8 protein-coding genes, 2 pseudogenes and 1 other annotated feature are annotated in these 13,411 nt (G+C 63.4%); of the genes and pseudogenes, 8 read left to right on the plus strand and 2 right to left on the minus strand.

Going from position 1 to position 13,411, the window contains the following annotated elements:
• Positions 1–174 precede the first annotated feature (174 nt).
• Positions 175–675: pseudogene (locus tag C664_RS19400) on the minus strand (integrase core domain-containing protein); the annotation flags it as partial.
• A gap of 45 nt (positions 676–720) precedes the next feature.
• Here C664_RS19400 and C664_RS19410 point away from each other — a divergent pair.
• From C664_RS19410 to C664_RS19440, 8 genes and pseudogenes are all read left to right on the plus strand, one after another.
• A protein-coding gene (locus C664_RS19410) for an IS3 family transposase (RefSeq protein WP_443080617.1) occupies positions 721–1,952 on the plus strand; the annotation gives its coding sequence in 2 pieces (ribosomal slippage) (positions 721–1,012 and positions 1,012–1,952; 1,233 coding nt in all).
• Positions 999–1,115: a sequence feature (AL1L pseudoknot), on the plus strand. (Overlaps the previous gene by 117 nt.)
• A 27-nt stretch (positions 1,953–1,979) precedes the next feature.
• Positions 1,980–2,237: pseudogene (locus C664_RS20485) on the plus strand (integrase core domain-containing protein); the annotation flags it as partial.
• A gap of 438 nt (positions 2,238–2,675) precedes the next feature.
• The gene (gene purL / locus C664_RS19415) at positions 2,676–6,611 is read left to right on the plus strand and encodes a phosphoribosylformylglycinamidine synthase (protein WP_004292915.1); all 3,936 of its coding nucleotides are present in this window, start codon (positions 2,676–2,678) and stop codon (positions 6,609–6,611) included.
• Positions 6,612–6,752: 141 nt separating this feature from the next.
• Complete coding sequence (locus tag C664_RS19420) at positions 6,753–8,078, plus strand: HD-GYP domain-containing protein (RefSeq protein WP_004292921.1); 1,326 nt, start codon at positions 6,753–6,755, stop codon at positions 8,076–8,078.
• A 97-nt stretch (positions 8,079–8,175) separates the two neighbouring features.
• Complete coding sequence (locus C664_RS19425) at positions 8,176–9,363, plus strand: GGDEF domain-containing phosphodiesterase (RefSeq protein WP_232435144.1); 1,188 nt, start codon at positions 8,176–8,178, stop codon at positions 9,361–9,363.
• A 108-nt stretch (positions 9,364–9,471) separates the two neighbouring features.
• Positions 9,472–9,891, plus strand: a complete 420-nt coding sequence (locus C664_RS19430) for a DUF2946 domain-containing protein (RefSeq protein WP_004292923.1) — start codon at positions 9,472–9,474, stop codon at positions 9,889–9,891.
• Between the two features lie 119 nt (positions 9,892–10,010).
• A complete protein-coding gene (locus tag C664_RS19435; protein ID WP_004292924.1) occupies positions 10,011–10,475 on the plus strand; it encodes a copper chaperone PCu(A)C in 465 nt (154 codons plus the stop codon).
• Positions 10,476–10,650: 175 nt separating this feature from the next.
• On the plus strand, positions 10,651–12,633 hold the full coding sequence (locus tag C664_RS19440; protein ID WP_004292925.1) for a TonB-dependent copper receptor: 1,983 nt from the start codon (positions 10,651–10,653) through the stop codon (positions 12,631–12,633).
• 115 nt (positions 12,634–12,748) lie between these two features.
• On the opposite strand, the gene C664_RS19445 is transcribed toward C664_RS19440, so the two are convergent.
• Positions 12,749–13,411 (minus strand): 4Fe-4S dicluster domain-containing protein (locus tag C664_RS19445; RefSeq protein WP_004292926.1); only part of this gene is annotated, 663 nt, incomplete at its 5' end.

The raw sequence follows: 13,411 nt of genomic DNA on the forward strand, positions 1-13,411 counted from the left end.
GGACCGTGAAACACAAACGCGCCGATGATAGTGAGGATTGCCCTCGTGAAAGTAGGTCATCGTCAGACTAACCAAAAAAAACGCCCAGACATCAAAACGATGTCTGGGCGTTTTTACGTCAACACAAAATAGATCCGAACTGACCTGCTCCCCATTTTCAGTGCCAGGGTGAAGTTAGGTGTTTAGTCCCACGGTGTGCTGGACTGGATTGATTTTGAATCTGTCCGGCGTGTTTTGCCATGCTTTGCAGATGAATTCGTAGGGGGTTAAGCCCTTCAAGGTTTTTAGTCTTCTGGCGAAGTTGTAGGCCATCAAGAAGGTCTGCAAATGGGATTTCAGCTGGTCGTGGGATCGATAGTGGTAACGCTTGACCGTTGCTTCCTTGATCGTTCTGTTCATGCGCTCGACCTGGCCATTGGTCCATGGGTGGCAGATCTGGGTGAGTCGGTGCTCGATACCCTGAGCCCGGCAAACACGGTCGAAAGGGATTTCCCGATAGCCTTCGGTTCCTTTGCGTTTAGCGAACTGAATGCCGTTGTCGGTGAGCAGCGTGTGAATGACGTAAGGTACGGCGTTGATCAGGTTGTTCAGGAAGTCTCGGGCCACCATGCGCGTGGCCTTCGGATGCAATTCGGCGTAGGCGAACTTTGATGTCCGGTCGATGGCTACGTGAATCGCCCCGGGTTTTGAGGAGGCTCCAACTCTTGAGAAGATGGAGCCATGAACAAATCATCGAAGTTTTCACCGGAAGTGCGTGAGCGCGCTGTGCGCATGGTGCAGGAACACCGAGGCGAGTACCCCTCGCTGTGGGCGGCGATTGAATCGATCGCCCCCAAGATTGGCTGCGTGCCGCAGACCCTGCATGACTGGGTCAAGCGCGAGGAGATTGACGGTGGCCAGCGCGATGGGCTGACGAGCAGTGAGCGCGAGCGCCTCAAGCAACTGGAGCGAGAGAACAAGGAGTTGCGCCGTGCCAACGACATCCTCAAGGCGGCGAGCGCGTTTTTCGCCCAGGCGGAGCTCGACCGCCGTTTGAAGAGCTAAAGCACTTCATCGACCAACACCGTCACACGTTCGGGGTCGAGCCCATCTGCCGGGTTTTGCAGATGGCCCCGTCCTGTTACTGGCGCCATGCGGCACGCCGACGCAACCCGCAGCTCCGCAGTCGCCGCGCGCGGCAAGACGACAGCCTGGCAAACGAGGTCCAGCGCGTGTGGCACGCCAACTGGCAGGTCTATGGTGCAGACAAGGTCTGGCTGCAGATGAACCGTGAGGGCATCCGGGTGGCCCGCTGTACGGTCGAGCGGTTGATGAGGCGCTTGGGGCTTGAGGGGGTACGTCGTGGCAGGAAGGTCCGCACGACGCTTCCCGACGCCTCGGCGCCCTGCCCACTGGACCGGGTCAATCGGGTGTTCAAGGCCCGCCGCCCCAATGAGCTGTGGGTGTCGGACTTCACCTACGTTTCGACTTGGCAGGGGTGGTTGTATGTCGCCTTCGTCATCGACGTGTTCGCCCGGCGCATCGTGGGCTGGCGCGTCAGTCGCACCATGCAGACCGATTTCGTCCTCGACGCGCTGGAGCAGGCTTTGTACGAACGGCGGCCCGATGCCAACGGCTTGGTTCATCACTCGGACCGAGGCGCTCAGTACCTGTCCATCCGCTACTCCGAGCGGCTGGCTGAGGCCGGCGTGAAACCGTCGGTGGGCAGTCGTGGCGACAGCTACGACAACGCACTGGCCGAGACCATCAACGGCTTGTACAAGACTGAGCTGATTCACCGCCGCGCGCCCTGGAAGAGCAGGGAATCGGTGGAGTTGGCCACCCTGCAGTGGGTGCACTGGTTCAACCACACCCGACTGCTCGAGCCGATTGGTTATATTCCACCGGCCGAAGCTGAGGCAAACTACTTCCGGCAACTCGCCGAGAAGACAGAGACCGCAGTCTTAACTTAAACCAACCGGCCTCCTCGAAACCCGGGGCGATTCATCGAGCCTGGCAAGCCAACCCAGAATGCCTTCATCGAAAGCTTCAACGGCCGCTTCCGCGATGAATGCCTAAACGACCAATGGTTCACCAGCCTCGCCCAGGCGCGTATTCTCATCGCCGCCTGGCGCCGCGATTACAACGAGGTAAGGCCGCACAGCGCACTCGACTACATGACGCCGGCCGAGTTCGCCGCCCGTCATCGGGTGAATTCACCCGATGACGGGCAAACCAACCACCACTCGAAAGAGTGAAATTTCGGGACTCTGCTAACCAGGCGATGGCACTAAAGACGGGGGCAGGTCAGAACAAACAGAAACTGCGCGCGAAAGCGCCCAGCGAAACCATCTTCCCCAAACCGCTTAGCCCATTGAAGATCGTGTCCATCAAGTTCGATGGTGGACACGATGGATGTCGTCATCCCGCCCCGGACGCGGCGCACGCACAGCGAAGCCTTCAAACAGTCAGTGATCTCGGCCTGCCGTGAGCCCGGGTGTCAGTGACGGGCGTGGCACTGGCCAACGGGCTGAACGCCAAACAACTCCATCGCTGCTACAAGTCCGGACAGTCTATGTGCTCCCTACAAACCAGCGATGAGGGTCGGGGTGGGGAAGCGGCTCGGGTTATAATCCGCAGCTTATCAGTCGGCTGCAGTAGTTGCCGCTCTTCCTCAGAACCAGTCTCCGAAGAACATGACCTCGATCCTTAAGCTGCGCGGTGCTGCCGCGCTGTCCGCCTCACGTCTGGAACGTCTTTCGCGTGCCGTTGCCGAGGTCCAGCCAAGGCTCAATGCAATTTCAGCCGAGCACTGGTACTTTGTCGAGGTTTCGGCCCCGCTGTCGGCTGAGGAGCAGGGGCGCCTGGTCGACCTGATCGATGCGCGGCCCGTCACGGCAACGCCACCTGTCGGCACCCTGAGGGTTGTGGTGCCGCGACTGGGCACGATCTCGCCTTGGTCGTCCAAGGCGACAGACATTGCCCACCAGTGCGGGTTCGACAAGATCGTGCGCATCGAGCGCGGCATCGCCTACACCATCGATGCACGCGGGGTGGAGGACAACGCCGCGCTGCTGCAATTGCTGCACGACCGCATGACGGAGTCGGTGCTCGACACGATCGACGCCGCCGAAGCCTTGTTCCACCACTACCAACCGCAGCCGCTCACGACCGTCGACATCCTGTCCGGTGGTCGTGTCGCGCTGGAGAAGGCCAACGGCGAACTCGGTCTTGCTCTGTCCGAGGACGAGATCGACTATCTGGTCGAGAACTTCAGCCGCATTGGACGCAATCCGACCGACGTCGAACTGATGATGTTCGCGCAGGCCAACTCCGAGCATTGCCGGCACAAGATCTTCAACGCCGACTGGGTGATCGATGCCCGGCCGATGGAGAAGTCCCTGTTCGGCATGATCAAGGACACTCACAAGGCGCACCCGCAGGGCACGGTGGTGGCGTATTCGGACAACGCCTCGATCATCGAAGGCGCGCGCATCGCCCGCCTGTACCCTGATGCCGACGGCGCCTTCCGCTACCACGACGAGGACACCCACATCCTCGCCAAGGTCGAGACCCACAACCACCCGACTGCGATCTCGCCTTTCCCCGGCGCCGCGACGGGTGCCGGCGGCGAGATCCGCGACGAGGGGGCGACCGGGCGCGGTTCGCGGCCCAAGGCCGGACTGGCCGGTTTCACGGTTTCCAACCTGAACATCCCCGATTTCGGCCAGCCTTGGGAGAAGCCCTATGGCAAGCCGGAGCGTATCGCTTCCGCACTCGACATCATGATCGAGGGGCCGATTGGTGCGGCCGCCTTCAACAACGAGTTCGGCCGTCCGAACCTGGCGGGTTACTTCCGCACCTTCGAGCAGGAAGTGCAGGGCGAAGTGCGTGGCTACCACAAGCCGATCATGATTGCCGGCGGCCTTGGCAGCATTCAAGCCCAACAGTCCGAGAAGCCGACCTTTCCGCCGGGCACGCTGCTGATCCAGCTCGGCGGCCCCGGCATGCTGATTGGTCTCGGCGGCGGCGCGGCCTCGTCGATGGCGACCGGCACGAACACCGCCGACCTCGACTTCGCCTCGGTGCAGCGCGGCAACCCCGAGATCCAGCGCCGCTGCCAGGAAGTCATCGACGCCTGCTGGCAGCAGGGTGACAACAACCCGATCATCGCCATCCACGACGTCGGCGCCGGTGGCCTGTCGAACGCGATGCCGGAGCTGGCCGACCACGCCGGCCTGGGCGCGCACTTCGAGCTGCGCGAGGTTCACATCGAAGAGCCGGGCATGAGCCCGCGCGAGATCTGGTCGAACGAGTCGCAGGAGCGCTATGTGCTCGCGATTGCGCCGGAGAGCCTGCCGATGTTCCAGGCCTTCTGCGAGCGCGAGCGCTGCCCCTTTGCGGTGCTCGGCACTGCGACGGATGACGGTCACCTCACCGTGACTGACCGCCACTTCGGTAACAAGCCGGTGGACATAGACATGAAGGTCCTGCTCGGCAAACCGCCGAAGATGACGCGCAACGTTTCGCGTCGCGCGGTGCACCTGCCGCCCTTCGATACGACCGACCTCGATCTGAAGGAGGCCGGCATGCGCGTGCTGCGCATGCCGGCGGTCGCGAGCAAGAGCTTCCTGATCACCATTGGTGACCGCTCGGTTGGCGGCCTGACTGCGCGTGACCAGTTCGTTGGTCCCTGGCAAGTGCCGGTGGCCGACGTCGCGGTCACTGCGATGAGCTTCCAGGGCTACCGCGGCGAAGCCTTCGCCATGGGCGAGCGCACGCCGCTGGCCTGCGTCGACGCACCGGCTTCGGGTCGCATGGCGATCGGCGAGGCGGTCACCAACATCGCTGCAGCCGATATCGAGAAGCTTGGCGACGTGAAGCTGTCAGCCAACTGGATGGCTGCCGCTGGCCATCGTGGCGAGGATGCGAAGCTCTACGACACGGTCAAGGCTGTCTCCGATTTCTGCGTGACGGCAGGTCTGTCGATCCCGGTCGGCAAGGACTCGCTGTCGATGCGCACCGCGTGGCAGGACGATGCTGAGGACAAGCAGGTCGTAGCCCCGCTGTCCTTGATCGCCACTGCTTTCGCCCCGGTGCAGGACATTCGCAGTACGCTGACGCCGCAGCTCCAGTTGCCCGAGGGGGTCGAGACCGAGCTGCTGCTGATCGACCTCGGCAATGGCAAGAACCGCCTCGGTGGCTCGGTGTTTGCGCAGGCCTACAACTCGGTGGGGGAGCATGCTCCCGACGTCGATCCGGCGCAGCTCAAGGCCTTCTTCGATTCGGTCCAGCGCCTGCGCCGCGACGGCTTGCTGCTGGCCTATCACGACCGTTCGGACGGCGGCCTCTTCGCCACGGTGTGCGAAATGGCGTTCGCGGCAAAGTGCGGCCTGTCGCTGGTGCTCGACACGGTCTGCTACGACCCCTACATGAACGACGTCGACGGCCTCGAGAAGAAGCCCGATACCCTGAAAGGCCGTTTCGGCGACCGCCTGTTTGCCGGCTTGTTCGCCGAGGAACTGGGCGCGGTCATCCAGATCCGCCGCGACGATCGCGCGCGGGTTACCGAGTTGCTGCGCTCCGCGCAGCTGAGCTACCACTTCATCGGCGAGCCGAACGACAAGGACGAGATTCGCCTGCGTCGTAATGCGAAGCTCGTGTTCGGCGCGAGCCGTGTCGAGCTGCTGCAGGCATGGTCGGAGACCAGCTATCGCATTGCGAAGCTGCGCGACGACCCCGAGTCGGTGCAGCAGGAGTTCGACGGCCTTGCCGATGCGACCGACCCCGGCCGCTCGGTGTCCCTGAGCTTTGACGTCAAGGAAGATGTCGCTGCCCCCTTCATCGCGTCCGGCGTACGACCCAAGGTCGTGGTGTTGCGTGAGCAGGGTGTGAACTCGCAGTTCGAGATGGCAGCGGCTTTCGAGCGCGCGGGCTTCATGCCCGTCGATGTTCACATGTCCGACCTGCAGGCCGGCCGTGTCGATCTCGCCGATTTCCATGGCCTGGCGGCTTGTGGTGGTTTCTCGTACGGCGATGTGCTGGGGGCAGGGCAGGGCTGGGCGAAGTCCATCCTGTTCAACAGCCGCCTGCGTGACGAATTCGAGGCATTTTTCCGCCGCAGTGACACCTTTGCGCTTGGCGTCTGCAACGGCTGCCAGATGATGGCCCACCTGGCGCCGATCATCCCGGGCGCCGAAGCGTGGCCGACCTTCCATCGCAACCGCAGCGAGCAGTTCGAGGCCCGCTTTGCGATGGTTGAGGTGACGGAGAGTCCATCGATCCTGCTGCAGGGGATGGCGGGCAGTCGCATGCCGATCGTGGTCAGCCACGGCGAGGGGCGGGCGGTGTTCGCGAACGAGCAGGACAGGATGACGGCATTGCTTGCGCTGCGTTATATTGATCACAATGGCATGCCCACAGAACGCTATCCCCTGAATCCGAACGGTTCGCAGGGCGGTGTGACGGGCTTCACGACCGCTGACGGGCGCTTCACCATCATGATGCCGCACCCCGAGCGCACGGCCCGTACCCTGCAGATGTCGTGGGCGCCGCAATGGTTGATCGAGGAAAGCCCGGACGCCTCGCCGTGGCTGCGGATGTTCCGCAACGCACGCGTGTGGTTGGGTTGAGCTTGCACTACGGACGACACTAAATGCTGTCTCCGAGCGCCGGTTCGCCCGAAGTAGGCGAACCGGCGCGGTATTCCGTTTCCGGCTTCGATCATTTGAATGATTGGGCGGGCCTGAAAGGTTCGCAGACGGAGTTCCGGTTTGCTGAACACGATTCCGACGCGCGACCTGAAAATCGGCATGTTCGTCGCCGATCTTGATCGTCCGTGGCTAGGGACGCCGTTCCTGATTCAGGGTTTCCTGATCGAGGATGAGACGCAGCTCGCCGCGCTGCAGGCGTGGTGTCAGAACGTGATGATCGACCGCAGCCTTTCGGTCGGCGAGCAGTATCGCGCGCCCGTTGTCGATGACGAAGATTCACCGCGTGATGTGGATGCCAGGCCGCGCATCCATCCCAGCGAACCGGAGTGCCGCGTCGAGGCTGAGCGATTCCTCAAGATCGCGCGCAGCTTCAAGGGCCGGATCCACACACAGCGCCATCCGACAGTTCCGCGACTGAGCCCGGTCGATGGCCGTAGCCCGCTCGACTCCGAACTGCGCTATTCGGCACCGATCGTTGACGACGTCTATCGTGCCCTCCGGGAGACTCAGCGGGCGATCGAGGCCGGCGGATCGGTCGACGTCGATCGCGTGGAGGGCCTGGTTGGCGAGATGGCGGCAGGCGTCGAGCGAAACCCGGACGCCCTGATGTGGCTGACGCGCCTCAAGCGCGCCGATCAGTACACCTACGACCATGCGGTGAATGCCTCCGTCCATCTGATGGTGTTCGCCCGCTTCGTCGGCATGGATGCGAACCTGGTGCGCAAGCTCGGCCTTGCGGGGCTGCTTCAGGATATCGGCAAGGTGCAGATCGACTACGAGATCCTCGCCAAGGCCGGACCGCTGGATGAGCGCGAGTTCGAGCATGTGCGGGAACACGTCGCGCATACCCTTGCCATGTTGAACAGGCGGGAAGGCTTCGATCCGGAGGTGCTCAGCATCATCGCGGCCCATCACGAACGTTTCGATGGCACGGGTTATCCGCGAGGTCTGAAGGGGAAGGGCATTTCGCTCGGCGCCGAAATGGCGGGTCTCGTCGACACCTACTGCGCGATGACGCGCGACCGGGTGTACTGCGCCGCGGTGTCGAGCCAGAGCGCGATGGAGGAGTTGAATCGGCTGCGCAACACCCGCTTCCGCGATGCGCTGATCGACCAGTTCCTGCAGTGCATCGGACTTTATCCGATCGGGACGCTGGTCGAGCTCAACTCCGGCGAGATTGCCGTGGTGATTCAGCAGAACCAGGTGCGGCGCCTGCAGCCGCGCGTTCTCGTCCTGCTGGCGCCCGACAAGTCGGTGGAGCGCTTCGCGCGTACCCTTGATCTATTGATGTTGCCGCAGACGCCGACGGGGGAGACCTACCGCATCCAGCGGGCTTTGCCGCCCAATGCCTACGGGATCGATCCGAACGATTTCTACCTGGGGTAACGCGATGGTGCATGGAACGCCGCGTGGCCTGCTGTCTGCCCTGACCGAGATTTCGGGCCGGATGTCTGAAGCGCGCGCTAATGGAACCGGAGTCGGCGTGCTCTGTGTCACCGTGCTGCCCGACGTTGCGCTCTGTCGCCTGTCGCTGGAGCGTGGCCACAAGCTCGAGGCCGAAGTCGCTGAACGCCTAAGGCGTCTGCTGCGCAAGCAGGACATGCTGTTTGGCGGCGAGCGGCGCGAGTGGCTGCTCGTGCTGCCCGGTTTGCAGAGCGCGGCAGTGTTGACCCTGGCGATGATGAAGATCGGCCAGGCTTTCAACGCCCATTCGGTGGTGCTGGAAGGGCTCGAGGTAGAAGTGCCCGTTACCTGCGGCGCGTCGATGGCGCCTGAGCATGGCGAGAACCCGCTGCACCTGGTTCAGTCGGCCCGTATCGCCGCACTTGCGGCCGCGCAGGCAAATCTCGGCGGGCAGATCTACGATCCGGGGATGGAGCAGGTGTCGCCCCGGTTGGCGCAACTGGAGCGCGAACTGCGGGCGTGCTTTGCCGGCGACAACAGGCTCGAACTGCATCTGCAGCCGAAGGTGCGCCCGCAGGCGGGCAAGTGCGATGCAGCCGAGGGGCTGCTACGCTGGCAACGCATGCCGGATGATTGGGTGCCGGCTCCGGTGATCATCAGCCTGATCGATCGCATGGGCATGCGCCACCTCTTCAATCGCTGGCTGTTCCAGCGAGCAGCGCATACGCTCCATTCGCTGCGCGAGGCGAGTGTCGTGATCACCTTGTCGATCAATCTGTCGGCCTCCGATCTCTATGATGCCGAGGTACCGGATCTGGTCGGTCAGGCGCTGGCGACCTGGGGCATCGACGCTCGACAACTGTGCCTGGAGATTACCGAGACGGGCATGATCGAGGAGCGCAACGGCGAAGGCGTGACGGACGTCCTGCGCCGGCTGCGGGCACTCGGGATCAGCCTCTCGATCGACGATTTCGGCACCGGTTTCTCGAGCATGAGCCGCCTCCAGCAACTGTCTGTTCAGGAACTCAAGATCGATCGGAGTTTCATCCAGGACATCGCACGCTCGGAGAAGGACAGGGAGATTGCCGCGTCGATCATCGAACTGTCCCACCGGCTGGGGATCTCGGTCACCGCCGAAGGCGTCGAGGACGAGCCCACCGCAGCGATTCTGACGGCACTCGGCTGTGATCACCTGCAGGGCTATCTGTTCGCCCGCGCCATGCCGGTCGAGGCCTTCGTGACCTGGCTCGAACAGCCACAAGGATGACGGAGGATTGCCGTGCCGGGGCGCACTCCTGACGAGGATCAAGTTAGGCGCGGAGCATTCGGGTAAAATTCGCGGCGCATCATTCCTCTTCTTGTGCCGACGCTGCCCATGTTCCGCTTCCGCAAACGCCTTCACGCCTGGCTCGCGATCTTCGCGATGCTGATCAGTGCGCTGGCGCCGAGCGTGAGTCGTGCGATGGCTTCGGGCGAGCAGGCCTTGCTGCTGGACATCTGTTCGGCAAGCGGCGTTCATCAGATTGTACTGACGGGCGCCGAGGCGGCCATGTACGCTGGACCGGGTCTGTCCGATGCCGGAAATGCCGATGGCGATCCGTCCGACCTGTCTCTCTCGGCCTGTCCGTATTGCTTCACCCATGCGGGCAGTGTGGCCCTCCCCGGATTCGAGGCAACGCCCTCGATGACCATCGCAACGGGGGAGGATCTACTGCCGCCGCTGTTCTTCTCCGCGCCGCGCACGCTCTTTGCGTGGTCGCCGTCCCGCCCGCGCGCACCGCCCGCGCTCCTCTGAACGATCCGCCGGCGCGGAGTGTTCCCCCGTGCCGAACGGATTCGAATCTGCTCAAGCCGTTTCGCCGTCTGTCCAGATGGCATATCGACTCTCATCAGTATCGTTCGAGGATTCCCGCTATGAAAAAGCTTGTTCTTGCTCTCGCCTTCAGCCTGGGCTCCCTGCCGGCATTCGCCGACGTCACCGTGGCCGATGCATGGGTGCGTGCCACCGTTCCACAGCAGAAGGCTACCGGCGCCTTCATGAGGCTCACCTCCAACCGCGATGCGCGACTCGTTTCGGCCGCTTCGCCCGTGGCTGGCGTCGCCGAGGTTCACGAGATGGTCATGGACGGCAACGTCATGAAGATGAACGCCATCCCCGGCCTCGATCTTCCAGCGGGCAAGACCGTCGAACTCAAGCCTGGCGGCTATCACGTGATGCTGCTGGATCTCAAGCAGCAGGTGAAGGAGGGCGATGAGGTGCCCGTGACCATCGTCGTCGAGACCGCCGATGGCGCTCGCGAGACGATCGAGCTCAAGGCACCGGTGCGTCCGCTGAACGCCGCGGCGGGTGGCATGCAGATGCAGCACGGCAAGCACTAAACCGCCCGCCTGGCGGTCGTGCTTCGCGGTCGGCTGGATTGAGCCGACGCTGGCACGACCATCCTCCCTCAGGAATTCGCCATAGACCGCGGTCCGGATCGGGCCGCGGCGGGCTCGGCTGCGCCTGAATTCCGCCGAGCCATGAGGCAGTCAGACATCTGAAGAGATCCAATTCATGAAACACAGCTTCAAGCAACTGCCGCTTGCCGTGGCAATCTCGCTCGCCTTGCCCGCGCTGGCACAAGACGTCGATACGCGGCTCGACAGTGTCGTGGTGACTGCGCCCGTCGCCTCGGCGCCATTGACGGTGACGACCGATCCAAAGGCGCCGCGGCAACCACTGCCCGCCCATGATGGGGCGGACATGCTCAAGAGCATCCCGGGTTTCTCAGTGATCCGTAAGGGCGGGGCCGATGGCGACCCCGTCTTCCGCGGTATGGCCGGGTCCCGCCTTGGAATCTTGCAGGATGGACAGGAGATACATGGCGGCTGCGGCGGGCGGATGGACCCACCCACCGCCTATGTGTATCCGGAGTCCTTCGATTCCGTCACGGTCCTCAAGGGGCCGCAGACCGTGCTCTACGGGGCTGGAAACTCTGCAGGCGTCGTCCTCTTCGAACGCGATTCGCAGCGAATGGCGGACGGCGGTTGGAGTGCCAACGGCAGCGTCACCCTCGGTAGTTGGGGACGCAACGACCAGGTAATCGATGCCAAGGCCGGCAATCCCGACTTCTATGCACGAATTGGCGCGACCCGCTCCGACAGCAACAATTACGAGGATGGCGACGGGAACGAGGTGCACTCGTTCTATACGCGCTGGAGCACGACGGGGGCGCTTGGCTGGACGCCGGATGACAACACGCTGCTGGAACTCAATTTCGGTCGCAGCGATGGTGAGGCTGCATATGCCGACCGCGCGATGGATGGCGTGAGGTTCGAGCGCGAGCACGCGGGCCTGCGCTTCGAGAAGCGGAACATCTCATCCCTTGTCCGCAAGGTCGAGGCACATGCCTATTACAGCTACATCGATCACGTGATGGACAACTTCAGCCTGCGGTCCAACCGGGGCATGCGGATGCTCAACAACCCTGATCGGAAGACGACTGGCGCGCGCGCCGCGGTTGCCCTTGCCCCGAGTGAGCGATGGCTGGTCACCTTGGGCGCCGATGTGCGTGATGACCAACACCGTACGCGGAATGGTGTGAACTATCGTAACCAGCCCTGGCAGAAGGACATCGGCTTCGAGCGCCAAGGTGTCTTCGGCGAGGCGAGCTATGCGATCGACGACGCCCGCCGCATCGTCGGTGGATTGCGCGTGGATGACCACGAGGCACGAGACTACCGTCCGACCTCCCTGACGCGGGGGGTGAGCGTCGACAAGACGCTGCAGAGCGGGTTCGGACGATACGAGGCCGACTTCGGTGCTGGCGCGGGCACGTGGTACGCCGGCGTGGGCTATGTCGAGCGCTTCCCCGACTTCTGGGAGTTCATGCGCGCCACCCCGGCAGGCGGCGAGCGTTTCGACACACTGCAGCCGGAGAAGACCACGCAGCTCGATGTCGGTGCCAACTGGAGTGCAGGACCTTGGTCTGCTTCGGTGTCGGGGTTCTACGGCAAGGTGGATGATTACATCCTCTTGCGTTGGGTGACCTCGACGAGTGCCCAGGTCCGCAATATCGACGCAACGGTCTATGGTCTCGAGGGCGACGTGACCTGGCGCTTTGCTCCGAACTGGAAGGCTGTCGGCACCCTGGCCTGGGTACGTGGAAGCAACGATACGGACAGCAAAGCGCTGGCGCAGCAACCGCCGCTCGAGGCCAGGCTGGCGCTGGAGTACGACGACCGGCGCTTCTCTTACGGCGCAATGCTGCGCATGGTGTCGCGCCAGAATCGCTATGACGTCGGTTCCGGGAACATCGTTGCGAACGGTCAGGATCTCGGGCCAACCGGCGGCTTTGCGACCCTGTCGCTCAATGCCGGCTGGCGCCCGAACAAGGTTACGCTGCTGACCGCCGGCGTGGACAACGTCTTTGATCGGAACTACAGCGAGCACCTTGGCAAGGGCGGTTGGGATTTCGCCGGCGGGGCCGTGACCACTGACCGCATCAACGAACCCGGCCGCACTTTCTGGCTGAAGGCGCAAGTCGCGCTCGATTGAGCTGAGCAAGCAGCGTGGCTACCTCACTGGCGCGCTGTTGCAGTACAGCAAAAAGCCCCACGGTACCGATTCGGCTCCGTGGGGCTTTTCAGTCCGATGAACAATCGGAGGGGGATTACATGCCCTGGTAGATCGGCCCTTCGCCACCTTGCGGGACGACCCAGTTGATGTTCTGCGTCGGGTCCTTGATGTCGCAGGTCTTGCAGTGCACGCAGTTCTGCGCGTTGATCTGCAGGCGCGGGCCGGCCTCTTCGTGCACGATCTCGTACACCCCGGCCGGGCAGTAGCGTTGCTCGGGCGCGTCGTAGCGCGCGAGGTTGATCGCGATCGGCGTGCCCGCGTCCTTCAACTGCAGGTGGCAGGGCTGCTCCTCCTCGTGGTTGGTGTTCGACAGGAACACCGACGAGAGCCGGTCGAAGGTCAGCACGCCATCGGGCTTCGGGTAGTCGATCTTCGCGCACTCGGCCGCGGGCTTGAGCGCGGTGTGGTCGGCCGTGTTGCGTAGCGTCCAGGGCACCTTGCCCTTGAACAGCACCTGGTCGATGCCGAACAGCAGCGAGCCGAGGTACAGGCCCTTCTTCATGTAGGGCTTGAAGTTGCGCGTCTTGTGCAGCTCGGCGTACAGCCAGGAGTCGCGGAAGGCCGCCGGGTAGGCGGTCAGCGCGTCGCGCTGGCGCTGCTGCGCGAGCGCTTCGAACGCGGCCTCGGCCGCGAGCATGCCCGACTTGATCGCGGCGTGGCTGCCCTTGATGCGCGCGGCGTTGAGGAAACCGGCGTC

It is taken from the genome of Thauera sp. 63 (assembly GCF_000310165.2).
Lineage (GTDB): Bacteria > Pseudomonadota > Gammaproteobacteria > Burkholderiales > Rhodocyclaceae > Thauera > Thauera humireducens.

Excerpts from the sequence above, each read along its gene's own strand:
- purL (WP_004292915.1), top strand. The coding sequence starts at position 2,676 with ATGACCTCGATCCTTAAGCTGCGCGGTGCTGCCGCGCTGTCCGCCTCA.
- C664_RS19430 (WP_004292923.1), top strand. The coding sequence starts at position 9,472 with ATGTTCCGCTTCCGCAAACGCCTTCACGCCTGGCTCGCGATCTTCGCG.
- C664_RS19435 (WP_004292924.1), top strand. The coding sequence starts at position 10,011 with ATGAAAAAGCTTGTTCTTGCTCTCGCCTTCAGCCTGGGCTCCCTGCCG.
- C664_RS19440 (WP_004292925.1), top strand. The coding sequence starts at position 10,651 with ATGAAACACAGCTTCAAGCAACTGCCGCTTGCCGTGGCAATCTCGCTC.